This window comes from Streptomyces sirii (assembly GCF_045690365.1).
Lineage (GTDB): Bacteria > Actinomycetota > Actinomycetes > Streptomycetales > Streptomycetaceae > Streptomyces > Streptomyces sirii.
In genome coordinates this window covers 3,990,718-4,015,366 of sequence record NZ_CP147982.1, presented here as the reverse complement: position 1 = coordinate 4,015,366, position 24,649 = coordinate 3,990,718, and the positions used below count along the sequence as shown (strand labels likewise).

Annotated in this window: 24 protein-coding genes, 1 tRNA gene and 2 pseudogenes; 12 read left to right on the top strand and 15 right to left on the bottom strand. The window is 71.4% G+C overall.

Annotated elements, in window-relative coordinates; translation table 11 throughout:
* Positions 1-20: 20 nt before the first annotated feature.
* From WAB15_RS17895 to WAB15_RS17885, 3 genes are all read right to left on the bottom strand, one after another.
* Positions 21-1,052 (bottom strand): DUF3048 domain-containing protein, encoded by a 1,032-nt coding sequence (locus WAB15_RS17895; RefSeq protein WP_407286867.1) that lies wholly within the window; start codon positions 1,050-1,052, stop codon positions 21-23.
* 27 nt (positions 1,053-1,079) lie between these two features.
* Complete coding sequence (locus WAB15_RS17890; RefSeq protein ID WP_407286866.1) at positions 1,080-1,214, bottom strand: hypothetical protein; 135 nt, start codon at positions 1,212-1,214, stop codon at positions 1,080-1,082.
* Positions 1,215-1,643: 429 nt separating this feature from the next.
* Positions 1,644-2,780: a TIR domain-containing protein gene (locus WAB15_RS17885; protein ID WP_407286865.1), complete on the bottom strand. Its 1,137-nt coding sequence runs from the start codon at positions 2,778-2,780 to the stop codon at positions 1,644-1,646.
* Positions 2,781-2,946: 166 nt separating this feature from the next.
* Here WAB15_RS17885 and WAB15_RS17880 point away from each other — a divergent pair.
* Both WAB15_RS17880 and WAB15_RS17875 read left to right on the top strand, forming a co-directional pair.
* Positions 2,947-3,134 (top strand): annotated as a pseudogene (locus tag WAB15_RS17880) (helix-turn-helix domain-containing protein).
* Positions 3,134-3,641 (top strand): annotated as a pseudogene (locus WAB15_RS17875) (tyrosine-type recombinase/integrase). The pseudogenes WAB15_RS17880 and WAB15_RS17875 overlap by 1 nt, the downstream one beginning before the upstream one ends.
* Positions 3,642-3,709: 68 nt before the next feature.
* On the opposite strand, the gene WAB15_RS17870 reads toward WAB15_RS17875, so the two are convergent.
* The 3 genes from WAB15_RS17870 to WAB15_RS17860 all read right to left on the bottom strand — a co-directional run bounded on the left by WAB15_RS17870 (position 3,710) and on the right by WAB15_RS17860 (position 4,484).
* Positions 3,710-3,785 (bottom strand) — tRNA-Arg (locus WAB15_RS17870).
* A gap of 184 nt (positions 3,786-3,969) precedes the next feature.
* Positions 3,970-4,272: a hypothetical protein gene (locus tag WAB15_RS17865; RefSeq protein WP_399146660.1), complete on the bottom strand. Its 303-nt coding sequence runs from the start codon at positions 4,270-4,272 to the stop codon at positions 3,970-3,972.
* Positions 4,269-4,484, bottom strand: a complete 216-nt coding sequence (locus WAB15_RS17860; protein WP_399146750.1) for a hypothetical protein — start codon at positions 4,482-4,484, stop codon at positions 4,269-4,271. The genes WAB15_RS17865 and WAB15_RS17860 overlap by 4 nt, the downstream gene beginning before the upstream one ends.
* Positions 4,485-4,535: 51 nt before the next feature.
* Here WAB15_RS17860 and WAB15_RS17855 point away from each other — a divergent pair, with 51 nt between their 5' ends.
* A complete protein-coding gene (locus tag WAB15_RS17855) occupies positions 4,536-5,177 on the top strand; it encodes a TetR family transcriptional regulator (RefSeq protein ID WP_399146661.1) in 642 nt (213 codons plus the stop codon).
* A 60-nt stretch (positions 5,178-5,237) separates the two neighbouring features.
* Here WAB15_RS17855 and WAB15_RS17850 read toward each other — a convergent pair whose 3' ends face one another.
* The gene (locus WAB15_RS17850) at positions 5,238-6,485 is read right to left on the bottom strand and encodes a M6 family metalloprotease domain-containing protein (RefSeq protein ID WP_407286864.1); all 1,248 of its coding nucleotides are present in this window, start codon (positions 6,483-6,485) and stop codon (positions 5,238-5,240) included.
* Positions 6,486-6,716: 231 nt separating this feature from the next.
* Between WAB15_RS17850 and WAB15_RS17845 the strand changes: the two genes are divergently transcribed.
* Positions 6,717-7,379, top strand: coding sequence for a TetR/AcrR family transcriptional regulator (locus WAB15_RS17845; protein ID WP_399146663.1), 663 nt, complete (start codon positions 6,717-6,719; stop codon positions 7,377-7,379).
* A 199-nt stretch (positions 7,380-7,578) separates the two neighbouring features.
* Entirely contained in the window at positions 7,579-9,105 is a 1,527-nt protein-coding gene (locus WAB15_RS17840) for an MFS transporter (RefSeq protein WP_407286863.1), read from the top strand.
* Positions 9,106-9,198: 93 nt separating this feature from the next.
* Here WAB15_RS17840 and WAB15_RS17835 read toward each other — a convergent pair whose 3' ends face one another.
* Positions 9,199-9,696 (bottom strand): MarR family winged helix-turn-helix transcriptional regulator, encoded by a 498-nt coding sequence (locus WAB15_RS17835; protein WP_399146665.1) that lies wholly within the window; start codon positions 9,694-9,696, stop codon positions 9,199-9,201.
* Positions 9,697-9,851: 155 nt separating this feature from the next.
* Between WAB15_RS17835 and WAB15_RS17830 the strand changes: the two genes are divergently transcribed.
* On the top strand, positions 9,852-9,995 hold the full coding sequence (locus tag WAB15_RS17830; RefSeq protein ID WP_407286862.1) for a hypothetical protein: 144 nt from the start codon (positions 9,852-9,854) through the stop codon (positions 9,993-9,995).
* 69 nt (positions 9,996-10,064) lie between these two features.
* On the opposite strand, the gene WAB15_RS17825 is transcribed toward WAB15_RS17830, so the two are convergent.
* Positions 10,065-10,583, bottom strand: a complete 519-nt coding sequence (locus WAB15_RS17825) for a hypothetical protein (protein WP_407286861.1) — start codon at positions 10,581-10,583, stop codon at positions 10,065-10,067.
* 532 nt (positions 10,584-11,115) lie between these two features.
* Here WAB15_RS17825 and WAB15_RS17820 point away from each other — a divergent pair.
* The 4 genes from WAB15_RS17820 (at position 11,116) to WAB15_RS17805 (ending at position 16,194) form a co-directional block, all read left to right on the top strand.
* Positions 11,116-12,117 carry an RNA polymerase sigma factor RpoD/SigA gene (locus WAB15_RS17820; RefSeq protein WP_407286860.1) on the top strand — a complete coding sequence of 334 codons (1,002 nt, stop codon included), beginning with the start codon at positions 11,116-11,118 and terminating at the stop codon, positions 12,115-12,117.
* Positions 12,118-12,354: 237 nt separating this feature from the next.
* The gene (locus WAB15_RS17815) at positions 12,355-13,128 is read left to right on the top strand and encodes a DeoR/GlpR family DNA-binding transcription regulator (protein ID WP_399146748.1); all 774 of its coding nucleotides are present in this window, start codon (positions 12,355-12,357) and stop codon (positions 13,126-13,128) included.
* Positions 13,125-14,072 (top strand): 1-phosphofructokinase, encoded by a 948-nt coding sequence (gene pfkB, locus WAB15_RS17810; protein ID WP_407286859.1) that lies wholly within the window; start codon positions 13,125-13,127, stop codon positions 14,070-14,072. The genes WAB15_RS17815 and pfkB overlap by 4 nt, the downstream gene beginning before the upstream one ends.
* A 64-nt stretch (positions 14,073-14,136) precedes the next feature.
* Positions 14,137-16,194 carry a fructose-specific PTS transporter subunit EIIC gene (locus WAB15_RS17805; protein WP_407286858.1) on the top strand — a complete coding sequence of 686 codons (2,058 nt, stop codon included), beginning with the start codon at positions 14,137-14,139 and terminating at the stop codon, positions 16,192-16,194.
* Between the two features lie 87 nt (positions 16,195-16,281).
* Here WAB15_RS17805 and WAB15_RS17800 read toward each other — a convergent pair whose 3' ends face one another.
* Positions 16,282-17,613, bottom strand: a complete 1,332-nt coding sequence (locus WAB15_RS17800) for an Ig-like domain-containing protein (RefSeq protein ID WP_407286857.1) — start codon at positions 17,611-17,613, stop codon at positions 16,282-16,284.
* A gap of 81 nt (positions 17,614-17,694) precedes the next feature.
* A complete protein-coding gene (locus WAB15_RS17795) occupies positions 17,695-18,900 on the bottom strand; it encodes a CaiB/BaiF CoA transferase family protein (protein ID WP_407286856.1) in 1,206 nt (401 codons plus the stop codon).
* 253 nt (positions 18,901-19,153) lie between these two features.
* Between WAB15_RS17795 and WAB15_RS17790 the strand changes: the two genes are divergently transcribed.
* Complete coding sequence (locus WAB15_RS17790; protein ID WP_399146672.1) at positions 19,154-19,468, top strand: hypothetical protein; 315 nt, start codon at positions 19,154-19,156, stop codon at positions 19,466-19,468.
* A gap of 31 nt (positions 19,469-19,499) precedes the next feature.
* Here the strand turns inward: WAB15_RS17790 and WAB15_RS17785 are convergent, their stop codons facing one another.
* Entirely contained in the window at positions 19,500-20,123 is a 624-nt protein-coding gene (locus WAB15_RS17785; protein ID WP_399146673.1) for a Yip1 family protein, read from the bottom strand.
* A 169-nt stretch (positions 20,124-20,292) separates the two neighbouring features.
* Between WAB15_RS17785 and WAB15_RS17780 the strand changes: the two genes are divergently transcribed.
* Complete coding sequence (locus tag WAB15_RS17780; RefSeq protein ID WP_399146674.1) at positions 20,293-21,009, top strand: VIT family protein; 717 nt, start codon at positions 20,293-20,295, stop codon at positions 21,007-21,009.
* Between the two features lie 42 nt (positions 21,010-21,051).
* Here WAB15_RS17780 and WAB15_RS17775 read toward each other — a convergent pair whose 3' ends face one another.
* The 3 genes from WAB15_RS17775 to WAB15_RS17765 all read right to left on the bottom strand — a co-directional run bounded on the left by WAB15_RS17775 (position 21,052) and on the right by WAB15_RS17765 (position 24,595).
* Complete coding sequence (locus tag WAB15_RS17775) at positions 21,052-22,158, bottom strand: P1 family peptidase (protein WP_407286855.1); 1,107 nt, start codon at positions 22,156-22,158, stop codon at positions 21,052-21,054.
* 13 nt (positions 22,159-22,171) lie between these two features.
* Positions 22,172-23,005: a L,D-transpeptidase family protein gene (locus tag WAB15_RS17770; protein ID WP_399146676.1), complete on the bottom strand. Its 834-nt coding sequence runs from the start codon at positions 23,003-23,005 to the stop codon at positions 22,172-22,174.
* A 423-nt stretch (positions 23,006-23,428) separates the two neighbouring features.
* The gene (locus tag WAB15_RS17765; RefSeq protein ID WP_407286854.1) at positions 23,429-24,595 is read right to left on the bottom strand and encodes a low temperature requirement protein A; all 1,167 of its coding nucleotides are present in this window, start codon (positions 24,593-24,595) and stop codon (positions 23,429-23,431) included.
* Positions 24,596-24,649 lie beyond the last annotated feature (54 nt).

Here is a 24,649-nt window from a genome sequence, read left to right as displayed (position 1 = left end):
GGCTGGCGTCCGGGTCGTGCTCACCGGCCGCCGGTGAGCACGACCCAGACCTGCCCCGGGGCGAAGTTCAGCGGCGCCCCGGACGGTGTGGTGAACTCCGTGCCGTCCTGCGCCGCGGTCCGGCGCCACCGCGCGTCGTACGCCCTGCCGTCGCGCAGGACCAGGGCGGAGCCGGAGCCCACGGTCTGGGTGTACGGCGACACCGCGCCCCACCGGTCCCGGAACTCCGAGTCGCGGACGTTCACCCGCTGCACGACCACGGTCGAGGCGGCGAGCCGGCCGCCGTCGGTGGTGCGCGAGGCCACGCCGTCCATCGCCACCAGCCACTTCTTGCCGGCGGAGGACCAGGTGAAGTCGTAACGGGCGGCCGGATACCGCACGGTGTACCCCGTCTCGTGCCGCCCGCCCTCAGGGGGCGGCCCGAACCGGAAGCCGATGTCCGCCGCCGCGGACGCCTGCGGCGCCTGGCCGAGGAGCCGTTCGGGCCGCAGGTAGAGGTTGTGCGGCGCGGCCCGCCCGCCGTCGCGGAAGTAGGCGCCCGGCGCCTTGCCCGGCGGCAGCGCGTACAGCGGCGCGGCCATGATCTGCGGATTCAGCCTCGACTGCGCCCCGGAGTAGGCGAGCGCGGGCCTGCCGAACTGCCCCAGCAGCTCTATGTCCGACGCCCGCGCACTGCGCACCGGCCCCAGCTTCGGGGGCAGCCGCGACGAGAGAACGGCGAGTATCCGGGTCTGCCCGGCCTCCACCTGCTCGACGTAGACGAGGTCCGCGGCACCGAGGCCGGTGTGCGGCCGCGCCGGACCGACATTGTCGATCTTGACGGCGAGCACCGGCCCGGACCGCGCCGCGAGCCCCGTGAACGGTGAGACCACCCGTCCTCCGGGCCGCGCCGGACCCGCACCCTCCATGGAACCGGACCGCGTACACCCCGAGACACCGAGGGCCGCCACCGCCGAGACCAGCCCGGCCACCGCCGCCGCACGGGCCGGCAGCGGCCCGCGGCGCTCGCCCCGGAGGAACGGCCGCGGCCCGAAGGGGAATCGAAGGTGCACTCTCGCTCGGTACACCCCTTCAGAATGTCACCACTGACCGAATTCGCACCCGATCCGAAACACCCGACCCGAGCGAATGAGCCACATGGGTCCGGCGTCCAGCGCGGCCGTCTGAAGATCCCCGATGATGCCGTGCTCGGCGATGGGCGCGTAACGGTTCACAAGCCCTCCTTCGCCGGCCCGGCGCAGCGGCTCCGCCGGAACGCCCCCACGGTCATAGCGTGCGCCGCAGCTCAGCCCCGCGGATTCGGAACGGGCGGCTCTGCCGCGTGGAGAACGGAAACCCGGGCCTGAGGACCCGCCCGCTCAAACACCGCTCTTGCACCGCTCACGCAAACGGCCTCGGACGAGAAGTCCGAGGCCGAGTCGATCGCCTTCCCGGGGGCCCCGGTTCAGCGGCTTGGTGCATTGCCCCCGGCAGGATTCGAATCTGCGACACCGGCTTTAGGGGTTCGATCTGCGGAGCCTTGAAGGCTGTGCCTTCTTGAGTGGGGAGGCCGTCGTAGGTCGCTCGCGGGCGGGGGCGTCTGCCGTCGTTGAGGTCAGGTGGGGATGTCAGCACGTGGCAGGCTCGCCATGTGGCACGCCCTGCTACTGCTGGTCACCGTCGCCGAGATCGACGTCATCGACCATGCGACTCCATTCGTTGATGATCGTCTGGCTGTCGATGACCTTCTGAACCGCGGCCTGAATCGTCCTGAACTGCGGCCGGAGTCGGCCGCTTCCTTGTGCGGCGCCTTCAACGCTGTTCGAGAATTCTTGGAGCTGGGTGGTTGTCGTAGTAGTGACGCCCATCAGTTCCTTGATCTCTTTGAAGAAGGTGCGAGCAGCCTCTCTGTCTTCGGCCGAAATGTCTTCTTCCGACGCACGCCTGATGATGCCAATAACTCCTGGGTCGATAGCGGCCAGTTCGGCCCAGTACTTTGCCCCGAGGGCGTCGACCTTCTCCACTGGCTCGGCTAGTCGTTTGGCTAGTTCTTCGGCTACGCGCATGCGGCCGGCGAATCCTCCACCTCTAGCATCGGATGCGGTGATTTCTGTCGCCGCCCAATTCGACTCCTCGCCAATGCTGGCGATGATCTCCCCGAACTGTTGGACGGTTTCGTGCCAGGCGGGGAGGGCTTCCTCCATTTTCGCCATGACCTCAATGAATCCAGGCGGCTCTTCATCGACCTGATTCAGTGGATCAAGCTCTACCGGCAGGGCGGGAGGTGCTGTATCGATGATTTCCGCGAGTCGCCGAGCTAGCTCATGGACCGCTTTTCGATACGCTGGAGAATCTTCGTCCTCTAGGCGAAGCTCGCGCCAGTCTACCCATTGCCGCTTTGAGATGAGTTCCACAACCTCGTCGGCTGGGCGTTCGTCGGCTTCTTGCGCCAGTTGAGGCACGTTCACGTAGTGGATGGGCAATAAGAGCTCACCCAGGCCGAGGCTGGCAGCGTGTCCCACAAATGTGATTACTTCACGCCTGCACTCCTGGCTCATCAGGAACTTTGGCGTCACGATCGGAATGAGGAAGGTGGTGTTGGTAAGTGCGGAGTCTAGCCGCATCCGCCAGGCATCGCCCCACTCGAGTGACTTCTTGTCGAGAAAGATTTCGAGAGGCTCGCCTGTGATGATTTCGAACGCGTTGGCGATCTGTTCGGACAGTCGTGCGATGCGGCCGCCATCCAAAAGATCATCGCGATGAGTGTAGCTCCAGAACCCAACGGGCTGTGCGTTAGTCACGTTGTGAAAGGTTAGTGCGATGTATGAGAGATCACTCGAGGTTTCGCAAAATGGAGTCGGCGGTACGGCTTTGGGCTGGAGCTGCTTTGGCGCGAGTGATCATATTCAACCGTGAGACCGCCTGCGAAGAACTGCCCAGCCGCCTAGCCCTTAAAGGAGCCGCAGCATGACCACCGCCACCGCCGAGCGGCTGACCGTGCCGGAAGTAAGGGCGCGGCTCAAGCTCGGCCGCTGCAAGGCTTTCGACCTCATCCGCTCGCATCGCCTGGTCTCGATCAAGATTGACGGCGCCCGCCGCATCCCCGCGACGCCGTACGGGACTTCATCCTCGGCCCGATCGAGGAGGCTGCTTGATGGCCAGTCAGCGCAAGCGCAAACCGAACAGCGCCGGCACGATCACCAAGCGGAAGGACGGCCGCCGCCAGTGCGCGGTCTACGTCCTACGGCCAGACGGCACCCGCGCCCGCAAGTTCGCCTAAGGCAAGACCTGGGCCGAGTGCGACGCCAAGCACCGCGAGCTGCTGGGCAAGTCGACCAGGGCGTCCCCGTGCCGACGCGATCGGCGAAGCTCGCCGAGTGGCTGCGGCACTGGCTGGACAACGTCAACGCGCAACGTCTGCCGTTCCTCAACCCGCGTCGCCCAGTCCGCTGGCCTCCGCGTCATCTGGCTCCACGACGCTCGCCACGGCACCGCCACCCTCCTCACGGCGGCCGGAGTCGCGCCCCGTGTCGTGATGGAGATCCTCGGGCACTCTCAGATCGGCATCACGATGGACGTGTACACGCACGTTGCCAGGGCATCCAGCGCGAGGCCATGAGTCACATGGACGGCTGCTGCGGAGGCGCCCTGGTCGTCAGTGACCGCCCTTGTTGATGTCAGACCTGGATGTCAAAGGCCCCCTACCAAGATCGATAGGGGGCCTTTCCGCTGGTGCCCCCGGCAGGATTCGAACCTGCGACACCCGCTTTAGGAGAGCGGTGCTCTATCCCCTGAGCTACGGAGGCGGGCCTTGTGGGAGATGGGGATGACAGAGATCATCCGGTCTCGGCAAGGGCCGGGGCGCCCCCGAGGGGAGCCCAGGACAGCGTAGCGGATGGGGGCAGGGTGATGAGGGACGGCCGGTGCCTCAGGGGGCGTACCGGGGGAGCGGTGGCCGTCCCTGGGGGCGTGTGCGTGCGGGCGTGGTCGTCAGCCGCCGATGTGCCAGCTGACCGTGCCGTCGAGGGTGACCAGGAGGGCGAGCAGGAGCAGGTCGGCGGCGCCGAGGGCGAGGCCGAGGAGGGCGCGGCCGCGGCGGGTGGTGCCGCGGGCCAGGGCCAGGCCGCCGAGGATCAGGGCGCAGGGGCCGAGGACGAGGTTGAGGACCAGGGTGCCGAGCAGTCCGAGGACGAAGGAGGCCACGGCCATGCCGTCGGCGTGCGAGTGCGAACGCTCCGACCGGCGGGCGGACTTGGCCGCGGCGGTCGAGGTGGCGTGGGTGAGCGTGGTCATCGTGCGCTCACCTCGGCGTGGTGGCGGCGTTCGCGCAGGGAGAAGACGAGCAGCCAGCCGGCGATGACGGCGGCCGCGACGAGGGTGACGGGGAGGGGGAGGTGTGCCGCGGTGCCCAGCGCGATCCCCATCAGGAGGAGGGCAGCGACGAGGAAGAGCATGATCCGCCTTTCCGATTCGGAGGACAGTTGTTCACTCAGTGACTCCAGCATACGACTCCCCACGGGTGGAGAAGTTCGGAGAACGGTTGTTTACTGGATGACATGAGTCACACCCTTGGGGTCCGGCAGGCCCAGAAACAGAAGACCCGCCAGGCGCTGCTCGATGCGGCGCTCGGCCTGCTGGAGGAGCAGAGTCTGAGCAGCCTGGGGCTGCGGGAGGTGACGCGGGTGGTGGGCATCGCGCCGACCGCGTTCTACCGGCACTTCCGGGACCTGGGCGAACTGGGCGTCGCGCTGGTCGAGGAGGCGCTGGGGAGTCTGCATGCGATGGTGCGGGCGATCCTCGCCGAGCAGGACGGGGCCGAGGAGCGGATCGACCGCACGGTCGCGGTCGTCGAGCGGCATGTGCGCAGCTACCCGCTGCACATCCGGTTCGTGGCGCGGGAGCGGCACGGGGGCGTACGGGCCGTGCGGCAGGCCATCGCGGGGGAGCTGGACCGGTTCGCGGAGGAGGTCGCCGCGGCGCTGAAGTCCCAGCCGGTCTCGGAGGGCTGGCGCGACGACGAGGTGCGGATGCTGGCCGAGCTGTATGTGGACCGGCTGGTGACCACGGCCGCGGCGCTGCTCGACGCCGAGGAGGACGGGGCCGAGGGCGCTGCCGAACGGGTGGTGCGCACGGCCCGCCGGCAGCTGCGGCTGATCAGCATCGGCCGGCGGCACTGGCGGGAGGAGGGCGGGGAGTAGGGGGGAACGGTTCCCCGAGTGGGCCCGGTGGTCCCGGCAGCGGGGGCGCGGCGGCAGGCGTCAGGAGCGGGCCGGGGTCACGCGTATGCGGTAGGTGCCGTCGGGGTTTTCGGTGAGGACGGTGACCGAGGTGCCGCTGGTGTGGTCGGTGTAGGTGCTGCCGGGGCGGAAGGTGGCGTCGCTGAGTTCCGAGTCGACGTACTTGTCCGTTCGGTAGCAGCCGCCGCTGCGCGGGGTGGCGTCCACGACGCGGAGCGGGCCGCGGCCCGAGGGGACGTCGGTGGCGACACGGTAGACCAGGACGCCGGGCCGGCAGACCGCCGGTTCGAGCAGCCCCCGGGCGCGGGCCTCGACCACCAGCGCGGTGTGCGGCGAGGTCGGGATGACGACGATCTTGGTGCCGCCGGGGACGGAGATCGGCGTGAGGGTGTGCTCGGCGGGCGTCCCGCGGGGCGGTGCGCAGTGCACCTGGTCGGCGGTGAGCCAGCCCAGCTTCCACTTGTGCCAGCCGACGAAGTCGTTGCTCGGCCCCCAGTCCTCGTCCATCGGGTCCCAGTGGCCCGCGGGGGGCGGGGCGCGGCGCGCGTCGTTGTAGTAGAGGTCCGGTAGGCCGAAGCTGTGCGCGTTCTCGTGGTTGAGGACGCGATAGGCGCTCGCTCCGATCTGCCGGCTCCAGATGAACGACACGTTCCGGAACTGCGCCCCGTCGGCCGTCCTCATCCCCATGTCGCCACCGCTGAAGGTGACCGAGAGGACCGTACGGGTCGCGGGCGGGCCCGCGTTGGGTGTGGCGAGGATGTTGACGACGTCGTAGTCGTGGAAGTCGACGATCCCGTCGACGGCGCGGACGACCTCCTGGGCCAGGGCGTGATAGCCGCCGTCCGAGGCCGGGTCGAAGCTGGCGCCGCGCTCGATGCCGTACGCCGCGACCGGCCGTGACATTCGGATCCAGCGGAAGAGGGGGATGGGCAGATAGCTCAGCCGGTCGTACGAGCTGGTCCGGAAGTAGTCCGTCGCGGCGGGGAAGAACTCGGCGAAGCGGGCGTGGGGCGATATCGGGGCGTGGGCGTCGGGGAAGTCGATGAAGAGGGTCAGCGCCCGTACGACGCCGGATGAGCGGGCGAAGCCGGCGGGGGTGTCGGCGGATTCGGCGACGTCGTCGGTGATGCCGCGCAGCGCGCAGGGGCCGGTCGGGGTGGTGCCCGGCCCCGGAGGTATGGCCACGGCGCTGGGGGGCGAGCCCAGTGTGACGGCCGCGGTCGCGGAGGCCACGCCGGCGGCCAGCACCGCGGATATCTTGCGCCTCATAGCGATCACCTTGGATCGCCGGGCGATGCCCCGCGCGCGCAGTTGCGTCAACTGGAGTCATGACGCCATCCGGATGCGGGAGGCCCAAGGGGCTGTGTGGCAGGTCACATCGGGGCGTGAAATATCCGGGGAGGCTCTCCCCGTTTAACCAGACGTCCGACAGAAACGGGGAACCCCTCCCCGGTTCGCCCACCGGCGTCCGGACCCGAAGCACCGAAAGGAGTGAGCCGCATGACCGCCGTCGCACACTGCGCGAAGACCGGGAAGCAGGGGCCCTCGCCCCGCCTGCGGGCCGATGCCCTGCGAAACCGGGAGCGGATCATCGCGGCCGCTCGCGAGATGGTGATGGAGTTCGGGGCCGAGGTCCCGCTCGATGAAATCGCTCGACGTGCGGGTGTCGGCAATGCGACGCTCTACCGTCACTTCCCGGATCGACTGGAGTTGATCCACCACGTCACGCTCTCCGTCATGTCCCGTACGGCCGACCGCGCGGAGAGTGCCCTTGCCGAGGAGCCCGATGCCTTCCAAGCGCTGAGGCGCTTCGTCCACGACGCGGTGGAGGAGCGGATCGGGGCCCTGTGCCCCATGCTCTCCGACAGCATCGATCGTGACCGCCCCGATCTGCTCGCGGCGCGCGAACGCCTGGAGGCGGCCATCGAGGCCGTCATGGGCGCCGCGCGCGACAGCGGCCAGCTGCGTGCCGACATCGCCGTCGGTGACCTGATGGTCGCGCTCACCCAGCTCACCCGGCCGTTGCCGGGCAGTGGCTGTATGGACTTCGACCGGTTCGTGCACCGGCATCTGCAGCTGTTCCTGGACGGCCTGCAGGCGCCCGCCCGCTCCGAACTGCCCGGGTCCGCCGCCACCTTCGAAGACCTGAGGCGCCGCGGGTAACCGGACCGGCCGCCGGCCCAGGTCCCACACACCCCGCACACGTCACACCCCCCCACACACACGCCATACCTCACACCCGTCTCACCCGTCCCAACTCGTCGTTCTTACGGGGCCCGAGCGTCCCGTGCGTTCGTCCCTGCCTTCGCTCCAGTTCGCTCACGCCCCCGTCCGCTCACCGCACCACTAGGTGGATCCCGCCATGCCTGAAACCGTCCCGTCTGCCGATCCCCGGCGCTGGAAAGCGCTGATATTCATCGCTCTCGCCCAGCTGATGGTCGTCCTCGACGCGACCATCGTGAACATCGCGCTGCCCTCCGCCCAGGAGGACCTCGGTATCACCGACGCCAACCGGCAGTGGGTGATCACCGCCTACGCACTGGCCTTCGGCGGTCTGCTGCTCTTCGGCGGCCGCGTCGCCGACCTGTGGGGACGCAAGCGGACCTTCATCATCGGGCTGATCGGATTCGCGCTCGCCTCCGCGCTCGGCGGGGCCGCGGCCAACCAGGGGATGCTGCTGGGCGCACGCGCGCTGCAGGGTGCCTTCGGCGCGCTGCTGGCGCCGGCCGCGCTGTCCCTGCTCGCGGTGACGTTCACCGAGGCCAAGGAGCGCGCCAAGGCGTTCGGCATCTTCGGTGCGATCGCCGGCGGCGGCGGCGCCGTGGGCCTGATCCTCGGCGGTGTGCTGACCGAGTACATGAACTGGCGCTGGACCTTCTTCGTCAACATCCCCTTCGCCGTGGTCGCCGCGACCGGCGCCTTCCTGGTCATCCGTGAGCCCGCGGACGGCCGCAACCCCTCCCGGCTGGACGTCCCCGGCGTCATCCTGGCCACGCTCGGCCTGGTCTCGCTGGTCTACGGCTTCACCCGCGCCGAGTCCGACGGCTGGCTGGCGACCCCGACCCTGGGCCTGTTCGCCGCGGCCGCCGTGCTGCTGCTGGCGTTCGTGCTGGTCGAGTCCAGGGTGAAGGCCCCGCTGCTGCCGCTGCGGGTGGTCGCCGAGCGCAACCGCGCCGGTGTCTACGCCTCGCTGGGCCTCGCCGTGATCGGCATGTTCGGCCTCTTCCTCTTCCTGACCTACTACCTGCAGATCGTGAAGGGGTACACGCCGGTCGTGACCGGCCTGGCCTTCCTCCCGATGATCGTCGGCATGATCACCGGCTCGACGCAGATCGGCGCCCGGCTGATGAACCGGGTCCGTCCGCGACTGCTGATGGCGCCCGGATTCACCGTGGCCGCGGTCGGCATGCTGGTGCTGACCCAGATCGACCTGGACACGTCCTACCCGGCGCTGATCCTGCCCGGCTTCCTGCTGATGGGCCTCGGCATGGGTACGGCGTTCATGCCGGCGATGTCGCTGGCCACGCACGGGGTCCAGGCGCGTGACGCCGGTGTCGCCTCGGCGATGGTCAACACCTCGCAGCAGGTGGGCGGTGCGATCGGTACGGCGCTGCTGAACACCATCGCCGCCAGCGCCACCAGCGCGTACGCCACCTCGCACGCGGCCGGCGCGCGCTCGGCCGACCTGCTCAAGCTCCAGTCGATGGTGCACGGCTACACCACCGCCATCTGGTGGGCGGTCGGCATCCTGCTCCTGGCCGGGGTGATCGCCTTCACCTTCATCAACACCGGGCGGCCGGGCGTCGGTTCGCCGGTGGCCTCGTCCGAGGACGGTGCGGGCAAGGCCGTGGCCGAGGACGAGGTGCCGGTTCCGGTGCTGGCGCACTGAGCCCGTCCCGGTGCCGGCGCACTGCCGCCGACCCGGACAGTGGCGCACTGAGCCGACCCGCAGGCGCCGGCCTCTTCCGGTTCCCCTGATACGTCAGCGGAGCCAGGGGAGGTCGGCGCCTTGCGGCTGCAGCCCCTCGGTCATCACCTGGCATATCTCGGCGAGTTGGCGGACCTGCTCCGGGGAGAGGCGGTCGAAGATCGCGGAGCGGACGGCGGCGACATGGCCGGGGGCGGCCTTCTCCAGCACCCGCATCCCCTCGTCCGTGAGGTAGGCGTTCTGCCCCCGCTTGTCGGAGGGGCAGTTCTCGCGGCGGACCCAGCCGCTCTTCTCCAGGCGGGCGACCGCGTGGGAGAGCCGGGAGCGGGTGATCTTGGCGTTCTGGGCCAGCTCGGTCATCCGCATCCGGCGCCGCGGGGCCCGGGACAGCTGGACGAGCAGGCCGTAATAGACATGCGGCATCCCGGCGTCGCGCTGCAGCTGACGATCGAGGTGGTCCTCAAGGAGCGTGGTGGCGTGGAGGTAGCACTGCCAGGCGTATTGCTCCTCGTCGGTGAGCCAGCGCGGCTCGGCTGCGGGTTCGGTGCTCATAGCATCCACTCTCTCACCGCTCAGAGAGTTCTTTAAGTTTTAACAACGTCGGGTTGGGCTGGATTCCTACGCTTGAACATTCAAGTACTGCGGAGTGCGGTGGCTGAAAGTTTCCGGTGTGCCGATACCGCCCAGTGTGACGCCGTGGAGTCGATATGTCGCCCATGCCGGCGCTCGATCTCGTGCGGTACCCGGCCCCCGGTGTGCCGGAACTGGCCGCGCGGATACGCAGGACGCTCCGTACGGCGGGTATGCCTGTGGTCGACATCCCCGACCGCGGGCTCGATCGGCTGACCTGAGTCGAGGGTGGCGGCCCGTCCTGACCCATCGTCAGGGGGGCCGCCGCTCACCCGCCCTCCGTCGCCACGTCAGCCGAACGCGGTGGACCTATGCCGGCCGTGCGGCTCGCGGTTGCGGTGGGTGCGGAAGACGTAGAGCGAGACGACGAACATGATCAGGCCCATGACGAGCCCGAAGGCGCACGACTTGAGGATCGTCTCCCCGCCGAGGCTGTAGTTCCAGCCCACCGCCGCGCCGAAGAGCGCGCCGTAGGCGAGCGCCCGGGTCTCGGTGAGCATGGACGACTGGTAGTGGACCAGGAGGAGTCCGAGCGCGCCGGTGACGACGGCCGCGGCCACTCCGTACAGCAGCGCGGGGCCGCCCTTGGTGCCGGCGGTGTGGGTGCGGAAGATCGTGAAGCAGCCGAAGGCGAGCGCCGCGATGATCGGCAGCGAAACGGTCGCCGGAACGCGCTCGGCCATGGCGGTCAGCCGTGAGGGCCGCTGCGGGGTCCGGCCGCCGGCGCCGGCCGTCGCGCCGTGTTCGAGCTCGACGCTGCCGTGTGAGCGGGCGGCCCTCGCGCCGTGCCGCTGAGCGTGCTGGTCCATGGCGGGCTCCTCTCGATCGCCCCTGCGCCCGGTGTCCTGCTGCTCCCGTGCCCTTCTGTCCAGGCGACACCCGGGGGTCGCCGCCGTCAACTGGATCAGCCCGGTGGACCGGTACGGATCGGCGGGTGGCGCGCCGTCCGCCGCCTCCTGGGCAACCAGAACGCGGTGCGGCTCGTCTTGAGGGGTGGAAGAGCGATGCGCGAACGGCGTCGGTAGGGAGTGAAGGACGCTGCGCCGAACGTGATGCACCTCTCATGAATGTGGCCCCGATAAAGATCCACAAGAGGTGGGGGATCCGCTTCCGCGCCCGCTCTGACCTGCACTTCCCTCTGTTCGTGCAGCGTAGGACCCCCCTGTGCGGGGTGCAGGGTACTGCATGATCAGAAAAATAGAAGCGCGGTGTGGGAATTCTGTCCGGATTCCAGCCGTTGTTTCCTTCGGACGGGCCACCCGGCAAGCATCGCAGTGGGTGCACCACCAATCGGCTCGCCCCATCGTCCCGCGACCGACTCATCGCAAAGGGAGCACACGCATGGCAACCCGTGCCGTCGCCCGTCGTCAGGAAAGCAGCAGCGATTCTGCCGGGGCCAACAGTGTTCGCGCCGTAGGCGGGGAGATCGCCGACCGCGACCTGGTCGGCATGTACCTCGACGAGATCGCGCGTACACCCCTGCTCGACGCCGCCAAGGAGGTCGAGCTGTCCCAGACCATCGAGGCGGGCGTCTACGCCCGGCAGATCCTGGACGGCGAGATCACCGACGGCAATGCCGCGGGTGCCGGCCGCGAGGAGCTCGAGGCGCTGGCCGAAGAGGGGGCCAAGGCCAAGGACGTCTTCATCCGCTCCAACCTCCGGCTGGTCGTCGCCGTGGCGCGCCGTTACCCGCGCGCGGGGCTGCCGCTGCTGGACCTGATCCAGGAGGGCAACGCCGGCCTGGTCCGCGCCGTGGAGAAGTTCGACTACGCCAAGGGCTTCAAGTTCTCCACGTACGCGACGTGGTGGATCCGTCAGGCCATCACCCGCTCCATCGCCGACCAGTCGCGCACGATCCGGCTGCCCGTGCACCTCGTCGAGGAGCTGGGCAGGATCCGCCGGGTGCAGCGCGAGTTCAACCGCGAGAACGGCCGCGACCCGGAGCCGGCGGAGGTCGCCGGCGAGCTGGGCTCCACGCCCGCCCGCGTCACCGACGTGCTGGACTGGGCGCGCGACCCGGTCAGCCTCAACATGTCGGTGGACGACGACGGCGACACCCAGTTCGGCGATCTGCTGGAGGACACCTCCGCCGCCTCTCCCGAGCAGTCGGTGCTGACGCTGCTGCGCAGCGAGGAGCTGGAGGATCTGATCGACCGCCTCGACCACCGCACCGCCTCGATCATCAAGGCGCGCTACGGCATCGAGGACGGCCGTGAGCGCACGCTGACCGAGGTCGGCAAGCAGCACGGTCTGACCCGCGAGCGGATCCGGCAGATCGAGAAGCATGCGCTGCTGGAGCTGAAGCGGATGGCGCGCGACACGGGATTCGACGCGGCCGCGTAGGACTCCCCTTCCGGTAGGACGAGCCCCGGTGCCAGGTCTGGCGTCGGGGCTCCCTCGTGTCCGGGCGCGCGCCTGGCTCGTGTCCGGGGGCCCGGCGCCCGCCCCGCCCGCCGCCCCGCAGCGCACTTGATGCCCGTTTGAGTCCGTCTCAAGTCCGAATCCATTTACTTCTCGGAACTCCAGGCGTAAGGTCGCGGTGAAACCACAGGTTCGGGCATGGAACGGACACACACGCTGATGTATGCACCGGAGCGCCAGCAGGAGATTCTGCGGCTCGCCCGTGAGGGCGGACGGGTCGATGTGCTCTCCCTCGCCGAGCAGTTCCAGGTCACCGCCGAGACCGTACGGCGCGATCTGAAGGCGCTGGACCGGGCCGGTCTGGTGCGCAGGGTGCACGGCGGCGCCATCCCGGCCGGCCGGCTGGACTTCGAGCCGGACCTCGCCGAGCGGGACGCGGTCGCCGCCGACGAGAAGCAGCGCATCGCGCGGGCCGCGCTGGCCGAGCTCCCCGCAGGCGCGAGCGGCACCGGAAGCGTGATCCTGGACGCCGGCACGACCGCCGCCCGGCTCGCCGCCCAGATCCCGCTGGAGGCCGAGCTCACCGTCGTCACCCACGGCCTGCCGGTCGCCGCCCGGCTCGCCGATCACCCCGGCCTCACCCTCCACCTCGTAGGCGGCCGGATCCGGCACCGTACGCGCGCCGCGGTCGACGACTGGGCGCTGCGCGCCTACCGAGAGATCAACGCCGATGTGCTGTTCCTGGCCACCAACGGCTTCTCCCTCGACGGCGGCCTGACCACTCCGGACCTCGCGGAGGCGGCCGTCAAACGGGCGCTGATCCGCGCCGCCCGCCGGGTCGTCCTCCTCGCCGACTCCGCCAAGTTCGGGCAGCAGCAGTTCGCCCGCTTCGGCGAGCTGTCGGACGTGGACCTGCTCATCACCGACACCGGGCTCAGCCCCGACGACGCCCTCGCCATCGAGAGCGCGGGCACGGAAGTAGTACGCGCATGATCCTCACCGTCACCCCCAACCCCAGCCTGGACCGTACGTACGAGGTCCCGGCGCTGGACCGCGGGGCCGTGCTCCGGGCCACCACCGACCGCATCGACCCCGGCGGCAAGGGCGTCAACGTCTCCCGGGCGCTCGCCGCCGGCGGGCACCGCACGCTGGCCGTACTGCCGCTGGGCGGCCCCGCGGGCGCGGCGCTGGCCGGGCTGCTCGGCGCCGAGGGCATCGAGGTGGCGGGGGTGCCGGTGGCCGGCCAGACCCGCTCCAACATCTCGGTCGCCGAGCCCGACGGCACCCTCACCAAGGTCAATGCCGCCGGGCCCGAGCTGACCGCCGAGGAGGCCGAGGCGCTGCTGCGGAAGGTGGGCGAGCGCTGGGCGGGCGCCGACTGGATCGCCTGCTGCGGCAGCCTGCCGCGCGGTCTGGCGCCCGAGTGGTACGCGGAACTGGTCGCCCGCGCCCATCGCGCCGGCACCCGGATCGCGCTGGACACCTCGGGGCCGTCGCTGACCGCCGCGCTGCGCGAACGCCCGGACGTCATCAAGCCCAACGCCGAGGAGCTGGCGCAGGCCGTCGGCCGTCCGCTCGCGACCCTGGGCGACGCGGTCAAGGCCGCCGAGGAGCTGCGGGACTGTGGCGCCCGCGCCGTACTGGCCTCCCTGGGGGCGGACGGCCAGCTCCTGGTCGACGAGGACGGCACCCACTTCGGCGGCGCCCCGGTCGCCGCCGTGCGCAGCAACGTCGGGGCCGGCGACGCCTCGCTGGCCGGGTTCCTCGCGGCGGGCGGTACGGGCGTGGCCGCGCTGGCCGCCGCGGTGGCCCATGGCGCGGCGGCGGTTCAGCTGCCGGGCAGCCTGATGCCGGCGCCGAAGGACCTGGATCCCTCGGCGGTGCGGGTGACGGACGCGGTGCCGCTGGACCGGGAGCTCACGGAGCCGGCGCCATGAACGGCCGCCGGTCCGGCCGGGGGCTCACGGGTTTGTTGCCGATCGCGAGCAAGGGAGCCGCGTGATGAGTGAGTTGATCAGCGCGGAACTGGTCGACCTCGACCTGTCCGCCGAGACGAAGGACGCCGCGGCGCGGTCGCTGGCCGAGCGGATGGTCGCGTCCGGTCGCGTCACCGACCTGGAGGGCTTCCTCGCGGACGTGGCCGCGCGGGAGGCCCAGATGCCGACCGGCCTGGACGGCGGGATCGGGATTCCGCACTGCCGCAGTGCGCATGTCACCGAGCCCACGCTGGCCTTCGGACGCAGCGCCGGCGGTATCGACTTCGGCGCGCCGGACGGTCCGGCCGACCTGATCTTCCTGATCGCGGCCCCGGCGGGCGGCGACGCGGACCATCTGTCGATCCTCTCGACCCTCGCCCGCCATCTGATGGACGAGGACTTCACCGGCGCACTGCGGTCCGCCACCGAGCCGGCCCGCGCGGCGGCGCTGATCCGCGGCGACGAGCCGGAGGCGGCGGAGCCCGCCCCGGCCACCGAGGAGCCCGCCCCGGCCACCGAGGAGCCCGCTCCGGCCACCGAGAAGCCCGTCGTGCCCGCTCAGCAGCCCGCCCCGGCCGCCGAGCCCGCCGAGGAGGCGCCGTCCGCCCCCTTCCGTATCGTCGCCGTCACCTCCTGCCCCACCGGCATCGCGCACACCTACATGGCCGCCGAGTCGCTGGAGAAGGCCGCACAGGCCGCCGGCGTCGAGGTGTTCGTCGAGACCCAGGGCTCGGCCGGGTTGAAGCGGCTCGATGCGCAGCTGGTCGCGGACGCGGACGGCGTGATCTTCGCGCATGACGTCGAGGTGCGGGACAAGGAGCGCTTCGCCGGCAAGCCGACCGTCGACGTCGGGGTGAAGGCGGGCATCAACCGCCCCGCCGAACTCATCGCCGAGGTGCGCGAGAAGGCCGAACGCGGAGAGGTGACCGCCCCCGCACGGGCCGCGGCCCCCATGGACAAGGACGCCCGAGCCACCGACGGCTTCGCCACCCGCCTGCGCAAGTGGCTGATGACCGGCGTCAGCTACATGGTCCCCTTCGTCGCCGCGGGCGGTCTGCTCATCGCGCTCGGCTTCGCCATCGGCGGCTACGCGATCAACAAGGCGCCGTCCGTCGCCGACCACTTCATCTGGACCGAGTCCGCCAGCTGGGCCGCCCTGCTCTTCCAGATCGGCGGTGTCGCCTTCGGCTTCCTCGTCCCGGTCCTGGCCGGCTTCATCGCGTACGGCATGGCCGACCGGCCCGGCCTCGTCCCGGGGTTCGTCGGTGGCGCGGTAGCCCTCACCATCAACGCGGGCTTCCTCGGCGGCCTGATCGCCGGACTGATCGCGGGCGGGGTGGTGCGGGCGATCCAGCGGGTCGGTGTGCCACCCGTCCTGCGCGGCATCATGCCGGTCGTCGTCATACCGCTGGTCTCCTCCGCGATCGTCGGCTTCCTGATGTTCCTCGTGGTCGGCAAGCCGATCGCCGCGCTGCAAAAGGGGCTGACCGACTGGCTGTCCGGCCTCTCCGGCGCCAACGCGATCATGCTGGGGGTGCTCCTCGGCCTGATGATGTGCTTCGACCTCGGCGGCCCGCTGAACAAGGTCGCCTACGCCTTCGCGGTCGGCGGCCTGGCCCACCCCAACGAGGGGAGCCTGAAGGTGATGGCCGCGGTGATGGCGGCCGGTATGGTCCCGCCGCTGGCGATGGCGCTGGCCACGACCGTGCGCGGCCGGCTCTTCACCAAGGCCGAGCGGGAGAACGGCAAGGCGGCCTGGGTGCTCGGCGCCTCCTTCATCACCGAGGGCGCGATCCCCTTCGCCGCCGCCGATCCGCTGCGGGTCATCCCCTCCGCGATGGCCGGCGGCGCGGTCACCGGCGCCCTGTCGATGGCCTTCGGCTGCACCCTGCGGGCCCCGCACGGTGGCGCCTTCGTCGTCCCGCTGATCGGCCAGCCGCTGCTGTATCTGCTCGCCATCGCCGCGGGCACGCTCGTCAGCACGGCCCTGGTCGTCGTCCTCAAGGGCCTGCGCAAGCCGTCGCCCGAGGGCCCGGCCGCCGCCCCGGCCGCGGACGGCTCCCAGGTCGCGGTCGCGGCCTGACTCCCGGCGCCGCATACGCAAAGGCGGTGGCCGGCCCCTCACAGGGCCGGCCACCGCCTTTGCGCTTCGTGCCGCGAGTACCGTTCGTCAGGCCTCGCTGCCCGCCTGCCACGCCGACCACGAGAGGTTCCAGCCGTTGAGGCCGTTGTCGGGCTGGACGGTCTTGTCGTGCGAGTTCTTCACGATGACGACGTCGCCGACCAGCGACTCGTCGAAGAACCACTTGCCGGGGGTGTCGCCACCGCCGCCCTTCTTGTCCTGCAGGCCGACGCAGCCGTGGCTGGTGCCGGCCTTGCCGAAGATGGACGGCGAGCCCCAGTAGTTGCCGTGGATGAACGTGCCGGACGACGACAGCCGCATGGCGTGCGGGACGTCCTTGATGTCGTACTCACCGCCGAAGCCGACCGTCGAGCCGTCCATGCGGGTCTGCACGAACTTCTCCGAGATGACCATCTGGCCGTTGTAGGTCGGGTTGTCGGGGCTGCCGCCGGAGATCGGGATGGACTTGAGGGTCTTGCCGTCCCGCTTGACCGTCATCATCTGGGTGTCCATGTCGACGGTGGAGACCTGCGAGCGCCCGATGGTGAAGGTCACCGTCTTGGACTGCACGCCGGTGATGCCTTCGCCGCCCTTCACGCCGTCCAGGTCGATCTTCATGGTGACCTTGGAGCCGGCCTTCCAGTAGTCCTCCGGGCGGAAGTCCAGGCGCTGGGCGCCGAACCAGTGGCCGACGACCTGCTGGCCGCTGCTGGAGGTCACCGTGATGTGGGACTGGACGTCCTTCTTGTTGGTGATCACCTTGTCGAAGTTGAAGGACACCGGCATGCCGACGCCGACGGTCTTGCCGTTGTCGGGCGTGTAGGAGCCGATGAAGCTGTTGGCCGAGGAGACCGTCGTGAAGGTCGCGTTCTCGGTGGCCGAACGTCCCTTGGCGTCCTTGGCGTTCGCCACGATCTTGTACTTGGTGCCGCGCTCCAGCTGGACGCCGGGCTTCCAGGACTTGCCGTCGGACGATATGGCACCGGCCACGGTGGCCCCGGTGTCGGCGACGGTGAGCTTCACATCGGTCAACTTGCCGCCGGTGACCTTCACACCGGTGTCGTTGATGCTGGCGTCCGTCGCGCCGTCCTTCGAGGACACCGTGATCTTGGCGTCCGAGGCGTCCTTGGCGGCTGCGGCGTCCGCGCCCGCCTGGCCGTTCTTGCCGTCGTCGTGGCCGCCCGCCTCGGCGTTGCCGCCACAGGCCGACAGGGCCAGCGCACCTGCCGCGAACAGGGCGGTCACGGCCAGCGTGCGGCGCATCCGACGGGTGCGGCGCGGCGTGCCCGGCGTCTGCTGCTCGTCCGACAGGAGCAGCTGGTGCGGGGTGCGGGACCGAGCGGGCGCGGAGTTGTCCGGCGATGTCACTAGCTGCTCCATACCAGGGTGTTGTGATTCCGTGCTGGTAAACAGCACCTACGGGCGGATTCGGTTGCGGACGGGGTGTTGTTGTGACGAAGGTCACATTCTTGGGGGTAGTGGATGGTCGTCCGGTCCCGACAGCCAGGTTCGCAGCGGAGCGCCGTGTTCGTCCAGGCGGGGTGGCGCGGCGGGTTGGGCCACGGGCGTGTCCGAGAGGCGTAGCGGGCTGGTGATTTGGGGAATCCGGCCCTCGCCGACGGGGGTCACCGGATCGAGCCCGAGCCGGGCCGCCAACTCCAGGGCGTCGGAGAGCGTGTTGACCGGGCCGCACGGTACCGACACCGCGGCCAGCCGCCCGGCCCAGCCCTGCGGAGTGTCGGCCGCCAGCCGGGCTTCCAGTGCTTTGATCAGATCCGTCCGGTGGTGTACCCGGTCCTGATTGCGGGCGAACCGGACGTCTTCGGCGAGCTCCGGCGTGCCCAGCGCCTCGACCAGCGCCCGGAACTGACGGTCGTTCCCCACCGCCACCGCGAGCAGCCGCCCGTCCCGGCAGGCCAGCGTCTCGTACGGGGCGATGCTCGGATGGCGATTGCCCATCGGGCCCGGATCGCGGCCGGTGGCCAGATGGCCGGACGCCTGGTTGACCAGCGACCCCAGCAGCGACGAGAGCAGATTCACCTCCACCAGCTGGCCCCGGCCGGTGCGGTCGCGGTGGCGCAGCGCGGCGAGGATGCCGGTGGCGGCGTCCTTCGCGGTCAGTACGTCCACCAGTGCCACGCCCGCCTTGAGCGGGGTGCCGCCGGGCTCGCCGGTGATGCTCATCAAGCCGCCGACGGCCTGTACGACGAAGTCGTAGCCGGGCAGGTGGGCGCCCGCGCCGGAGCCGAAGCCGGTGATGGTGCAGTGCACCAGGCCTGGGTTGGCGGCGCGGGTGGCGGTGTGGTCCAGGCCGTACTTGGCGAGCGAACCGGGGCGGAAGTTCTCGATCAGTACATCGGCCCGGCGGGCCAGTTCGCGGGCCGCGGCCGCGTCCTCGGGATCGCCGAGGTCGAGGGCGAGCCCGCGCTTGGAGCGGTTCGCGGCGTCGAAGTACGCGGCCGTCCCGTCGGCGGCGAACGGCGGGCCCCAGGCGCGGGTGTCGTCGCCGGCGCCCGGCCGCTCCACCTTGATCACCTCGGCGCCGAGGTCGGCGAGCGTGGCGGCGGCCAGCGGGCCGGCCAGTACGCGGCTGAAGTCGGCGACGAGGACGCCCTCCAGCGCGCGGGCCGGGGGCCCGGAGGGCGGGGCGGGGGCGGGCGGCGGCACGTGCGTACTCCTGACGTCGCGGACGAGGTGGCGCCATCGTCGGCGACGGCCGGTCCCGCGGGGAAGCCGCCGCGGTGTCCAACGGGCCGGGTGCGACCCTGCCGGGCCGGCCGTGTGTGGTGCCGGTAATGTGACGAAAAGTCATAGGAGATGCGTCACTTCAGGACTTAAGTCCCAAGATCCCCTGTCAAAAGTCCCGAGGTGTGGTGTCTACTGACGTAAGCCCAGCGCCTCATCCGTCCGGGAGGACTGCATGCTTCCCTCCGCATCGATTCTGCAGCAGATCGGCCTCGGCGTGCTCTTCGCGTTGGGGGTGGTCTGGGTCGTCGCGATGGCCAGACTGCTGCGACGGGGGCGGTACGAGGCGGCGATGCGGCGGGACCGGCGGGAGATGCGGATGCGCTACGCGGTGCGCGACCGGGAGGAGCCGCCCACGGCGCCGGAGCTGCTCGGCTCGGTGCCGCGGCAGACCGGGGCGGCCGGCCCGCCGGCGGAGTGCGTGGAGCTCAGTGCCGCGGAGCGCGCGGCGTTCGAGGGGCTCGTACGGCAGCTGTCCAGCCGGAGCTGAGCCGGGGCGGCCCGGCGCGCGCCCCGGGCGCTCAGTGGATCGGAGCCAGCCTCAGCAGCGCCAGCGCGGCCAGCATCTGCACCGACACCGACAGCGCGGACTTCCACGTCGGCAGATGGTGCTGGCCGCGTATGAGCAGCACCGCGAGGACATAACCGAAGCCCCAGGTCGTCCAGGTCGCGGCCTGGACGAAGGTGGCACCGGGCGGCAGCCAGGCGGCGATCGCCAGCCGCGGCAGGTCCGTCACCCAGAACAGCACGATGAACAGGCTCGCGGTCGGCGCGAAGCGGCCGCTGCCGCCGAGGGTGCGGGCTATGGCGTGGGTGACCACGCCCAGGGCGAGGCTGGCGGTCAGCACCCCGGCCTCGGCCAGTCCGACGAGTTGCAGCGCCTCGGTGCGGTCGGCCGCCCACTGGCCGGGGAACGCGTCCATCGACACGACCCCGATACCGCCGCTGATCAGGGACAGCAGTATCGCCGCGCTCCAGGCGCTGCGGTCCCGCGCCTCGTCCATGACGTCCACCGGCCGGTACCAGAGCCCGAGTATCAGCCGGTGCCACCACAGCCGTCGGCGCGGTGCCGGCTCGCGCGGCGCCGGCTGAAGGAGCGTGGGCTGCGGGGGCGGCGGAGGATGAGAGGGGGGTGGTGCGGACATAAGGCCGTTTCTACCACCGGCACATGAGGGGTGCCGCAGGGGCGTCGGGCGCGGGGACGGCCGCGTTGACGGCCGCCGGGGCCGGTTGACCAGGCACGGACGGGGCGAGCGGGGCGCCGTGCGGTCGCGTCGGAGGAGATGCTTCCGCCGAGGATGAGACGCTCTCCCGGTGACCACGCAGACACCGGAGCACGACGAGGCGCACGGCGGCGGGCTCGGAAGCCGGCTCAACTGGCTGCGGGCCGCGGTGCTCGGCGCCAACGACGGCATCGTCTCCACCGCCGGACTGGTCGTCGGCGTCGCCGGAGCGACCGACTCCCGCGCCACGTTGCTGACCGCGGGGCTGGCGGGGCTGCTGGCCGGGTCCATGTCGATGGCGGCCGGCGAGTACGTCTCGGTCTCCACCCAGCGGGATTCGGAGAAGGCCGCGCTCGCGCAGGAGAAGCGGGAGCTGGCGACCGAGCCGCAGGCCGAACTCATCGAGCTGACCGAGATGTTGGCCGGCAAGGGGCTGGAGCGCCGGCTCGCCCGGGAGGTCGCCGAGCAGCTGACCGAGCACGATGCGCTGCGCGCCCACGCGGAGGTCGAGCTGGGCATCGACCCCGACGAACTCACCAACCCCTGGCATGCGGCCGGCGCCAGCTTCCTCGCCTTCACCGCCGGTGCGCTGCTGCCACTGCTGGCGATCGTGCTGCCGCCCGCCGCCCACCGGCTGTGGATCACCGTGCTCGCGGTGCTCGCCGCGCTCGCGCTGTGCGGCTGGAGCAGCGCCCGGCTGGGTGCCGCCCCGGCGGGCCGCGCGGTGCTGCGGAACGTGGGCGGTGGGGCGCTGGCGATGGCGGTCACCTACGCCGCGGGCTCGGCGCTGGGCGCGGTGGGGGCCTGAGGCCGTTCGCCTCGGTGGGGCGCTGAACCCGTTCGCCGCGGCTCAGCCGGCCGCGTTGCCGTACAGCTCGCGGTACGAGGGGAAGACGCCCCCGGGGCCGTCCACCGACTCCGCCGCCAGGGCGGCGCGTACCACCGCGCGGGTCAGGACGTCCGCGCCGGCGGCCAGCACGGCGTTCAGGGCGCCGGCCTCCGGGTGGACGCCGAACGCCGGGGTGGCGAGGGCCTCTTCGGAGGCGAGCGGGCGGGCGGCGGTGGACAGGGCGAAGACCGTGTCGCCGTCGGTGAGCTGGTGGACCGGGCGGATGGCGCGGGCCAGACCGTCGTGGGCGGTGCCGGCGAGCTTGTGGGCCTGGGCGCGGGTGAGGGCGGCGTCGGTGGCGACCACGGCGAGGGTCGTGTGGAGGGGCGGGTGCACGGACGCGGCCGAGCGGGCCCGGGATATCCGCCCGGCCTCCTCCAGTCGGCGCAGCGCGGCGGCGTGCCGCTCCGGAGCGGGCAGGGTCACCGGGCCTTCGTACAGCCGGCCGTAGAGGGCGCCGGTGAGCGGGTCGGCGAGGGAGCCCGCGGCGTTGACGGCGACGAGGGCGGCGACGGTGGCGCCGGAGGGGAGTACCGCGCTCGCGGTGCCGATGCCGCCCTTGAGGCCGCCGGCCACCGCGCCGGTGCCGGCGCCCGCGATGCCCTGTGCGACCGGGGCGCCGGGGGCGGTGACCGCCGCGGCCTCGACGGCGGCGCGGCCCAGCGCGGCGTCGGGACGGGCCCGCCAGTCGCCGCCGCGACCCAGGTCGAACAGGGCCGCGGCCGGGACGACCGGCACCACCTGGGCGGCGTCCGGTCCCACCCGGAAGCCGCGGCCCCGGTCCTCCAGCCACCCCGCGACACCGGACGCGGCGTCAAGGCCGAAGGCGCTGCCGCCGGTCAGCACGACCGCTTCGACGCGCTGGACGAGGTTGCGCGGGTCCAGCGCGTCGGTCTCCCGGGTGCCGGGCCCGCCCCCGCGTACGTCGACGCCCGCGACGGCGCCGCCCTCGGGGGCGAGGACGACGGTGGTGCCGGTCAGGGCGCCGTCGCCGATCCGCTGGGCGTGGCCGACCCGCAGGCCCGCGACGTCGGTCAGCGCGTCCTGCGGGCCCGCGGGGTACGGCACGGCGCCGGCCCGGTCAGCGATCGGCCGGTCCCATCACGATGACCGGGTGCAGCCCGGGGTCGAGGGTGCGCAGCAGCTCCCGCATCGCCTTGGGCTTGAGGCTCACACAGCCCTGCGTGGGGCCGTCGTGGTCGACGTGCAGCCACACACCGCCGCCCTTGGCGTCGCCCATGGGGCGCCGGGGGTCCAGGGGGGACGCACCGGTCTCCCGGTTGTAGTTGATGGCGATGACGTAGTCGAAGGCGCCGGCCAGCGGCTCGCCCTCCACGCCGGTGCCGTCGGCGACGAAGCTGTCGTTGCGGTCGTAGGGCAGCTTGGTGCCGTCGGGGGCGGGCAGCCGGCCGCCGGCGTCGGTGAGGGCGTAGACGCCGATGGGGGAGCGCAGATCGCCGTAGCGGTGGTCGCTGGTCCAGCCGCGCGCGGCGTTGTGCGCGGCCCAGGAGGGACCCGGCTGCCAGTCGTTCGAGCCCTCCTCGCGGGTGTAGAGGACGACCCGGGACTGGAAGGAGTTCATGTCCTGGCCCGAGACGACGAGCACCTGGCGGGCGCTCGCCGGTATCCGCTTGCGGGCGGCGTCGCTGAGGCCGGGGATCCGCCGATCGGATGAGGCGTTGCGTGCGGCGTTCGGGGCGGATTTCGCCGCGACGGCGGGAGTGCGTGGCGTGTCCGGGCCGGATGCCGTCGTGGACGTGGTGCTCTTGGCGTCGGTCCGGCTGTCGTGGTCGTCACCCGATGCGGGCCACGCCCACAGGGCGGTACCGACCAGTGTGGAGAGGGCGAGACCGCCCACGGCCTTGCTGCGCCGGGACAGTCTCGTCCGCGCGCGGGACTGAGCGTGGCGGGCCATGGCTGACGTCTCCTAGAGGTGCGGGCGGCGGTCGGCCCCGGGGGCTTCCCGTAGGAGTCCCCCTGTCATAAAAAGGGCAATCTGCACCCTACCGCGTCTGTGTCGGCGCGCCTCCGGAGGCCATCGTGGGCGGTGGGGAACAAGAGGGCGACTCCCCCGGAAGTGAGGTCCATTGGTGGGTAATTGACGGGGAATGGGGTAACGGCCGGGTGCGGCCGTGCTGGTGAAGGCCTTCTTCGGGCCATGGCTGAAGATGGCTGAATCTGATGCGGAATCAGGGTGATCTCGCGGCCTGTACGGCCGTTCGGCACGCTTATGGGGGAAGCATCGGGGCCGGCTTCCGCGGGGCGCCCGGATCGGCGCCGGCCGGCTCGTCGAGACGGGTGACGCGGCGGAGTACGGCCGGCCGTGCGAGCGGACGGCTTACGGCTGCGGCTCCTCCAGCGCGGTTCCCTGACGTGCCGTGAGGGTGACGCCCACGGCGACCGTCGCGGAGGCCACCAGACCGGCCGCCGGCACCGCCCACTGCCCGGCGAAGGTGCACGCCAGGACCAGCACGGACGACACCGGCAGCACCAGCTGCTGGGCCGGGCCGCGCTTCTGGTGGCGGGAGTGGATCAGCCACACGGTGAACATGTACAGGGCGGCGGGCACGGTGACGCAGGCGGCCGCCCCGAACGCCGACAGATGCGCCGTGCCGAACGCCTGCTCCACCGCGATCTCGATGCCCGCGCCCACCGCGGCCGCCGAGCCGAAGACCAGGTAGTGGCCGTAGCCCCACAAAAACGCCTGGGTGTTCGAGCGCAGATGGAGGTGGATGGGCACCGCGAAGTAGATCCAGTACGCGGCGAAGACCACCAGCAGCCCGCCGCCCGCGATCGGCAGCAGCGTGCTCAGCTCGCCGTGCTCGTCCAGCGCCGACTGCACGGCCACGGTGGCCGCCGCGACGGTCTCGCCGAGCACGATGATGGTGAACAGGCCATAGCGCTCGGCGATGTGATGCGGATGCCAGGCCGTCTGCCGCTCGCGCTCGGCCCACACCGGGACGGCCAGCTCCATCAGGCCCACGACCACGAACACCCAGAGCAGCTCGTCCTGGGGCAGGACGAGCAGGCCCAGCCAACCGACCTGGCACACCGTCACTCCGAAGGCGTAGCGCCGCGCGGTGCGCCGCTCGGCGCCGCGGCTGCCGTGGGCGGCCCGCAGCCACTGGGCGACCATGGCCAGCCGCATCACCAGATAGCCGAACCAGACGACGGTGAAGTCGCCGTGATCGAACGCCCGCGGCACCCCGGCGGCCAGTACCAGCACCCCCGCCATCTGGACCAGCGTCACCACGCGGTAGAGCGCGTCATCGTTGTCGTACGCCGACGAGAACCAGCTGAAGTTCATCCACGCCCACCAGACGGCGAAGAAGAGCATCAGATAGCCGGTGATGCCATGCCCCGGATGGCCCTCGGCCAGCGCGTGCGCCAGCTGGCCGCCGGCCTGCGCGACGGCCACGACGAAGCACAGGTCGAAGAAGAGCTCCAGCGGGGTGGCGGCGCGGTGCGCCTCCTCGCGGCTGCGGGCACGCATGAGGGCCGGCATGTCAGCTCCTCTCGTCGACCGGGGCGGCGGGATCAGTAGAGCGCGGGTCGGGGG

Coding starts and splice junctions, on each gene's coding strand:
- WAB15_RS17865 (WP_399146660.1), bottom strand. CDS start 4,272: ATGACCACGCTCACCCACGCCACCTCGACCGCCGCGGCCAAGTCCGCC.
- WAB15_RS17860 (WP_399146750.1), bottom strand. CDS start 4,484: ATGCTGGAGTCACTGAGTGAACAACTGTCCTCCGAATCGGAAAGGCGG.
- WAB15_RS17855 (WP_399146661.1), top strand. CDS start 4,536: ATGAGTCACACCCTTGGGGTCCGGCAGGCCCAGAAACAGAAGACCCGC.
- WAB15_RS17850 (WP_407286864.1), bottom strand. CDS start 6,485: ATGAGGCGCAAGATATCCGCGGTGCTGGCCGCCGGCGTGGCCTCCGCG.
- WAB15_RS17845 (WP_399146663.1), top strand. CDS start 6,717: ATGACCGCCGTCGCACACTGCGCGAAGACCGGGAAGCAGGGGCCCTCG.
- WAB15_RS17840 (WP_407286863.1), top strand. CDS start 7,579: ATGCCTGAAACCGTCCCGTCTGCCGATCCCCGGCGCTGGAAAGCGCTG.
- WAB15_RS17835 (WP_399146665.1), bottom strand. CDS start 9,696: ATGAGCACCGAACCCGCAGCCGAGCCGCGCTGGCTCACCGACGAGGAG.
- WAB15_RS17830 (WP_407286862.1), top strand. CDS start 9,852: ATGTCGCCCATGCCGGCGCTCGATCTCGTGCGGTACCCGGCCCCCGGT.
- WAB15_RS17825 (WP_407286861.1), bottom strand. CDS start 10,583: ATGGACCAGCACGCTCAGCGGCACGGCGCGAGGGCCGCCCGCTCACAC.
- WAB15_RS17820 (WP_407286860.1), top strand. CDS start 11,116: ATGGCAACCCGTGCCGTCGCCCGTCGTCAGGAAAGCAGCAGCGATTCT.
- WAB15_RS17815 (WP_399146748.1), top strand. CDS start 12,355: ATGTATGCACCGGAGCGCCAGCAGGAGATTCTGCGGCTCGCCCGTGAG.
- pfkB (WP_407286859.1), top strand. CDS start 13,125: ATGATCCTCACCGTCACCCCCAACCCCAGCCTGGACCGTACGTACGAG.
- WAB15_RS17805 (WP_407286858.1), top strand. CDS start 14,137: ATGAGTGAGTTGATCAGCGCGGAACTGGTCGACCTCGACCTGTCCGCC.
- WAB15_RS17800 (WP_407286857.1), bottom strand. CDS start 17,613: ATGGAGCAGCTAGTGACATCGCCGGACAACTCCGCGCCCGCTCGGTCC.
- WAB15_RS17790 (WP_399146672.1), top strand. CDS start 19,154: ATGCTTCCCTCCGCATCGATTCTGCAGCAGATCGGCCTCGGCGTGCTC.
- WAB15_RS17785 (WP_399146673.1), bottom strand. CDS start 20,123: ATGTCCGCACCACCCCCCTCTCATCCTCCGCCGCCCCCGCAGCCCACG.
- WAB15_RS17770 (WP_399146676.1), bottom strand. CDS start 23,005: ATGGCCCGCCACGCTCAGTCCCGCGCGCGGACGAGACTGTCCCGGCGC.
- WAB15_RS17765 (WP_407286854.1), bottom strand. CDS start 24,595: ATGCCGGCCCTCATGCGTGCCCGCAGCCGCGAGGAGGCGCACCGCGCC.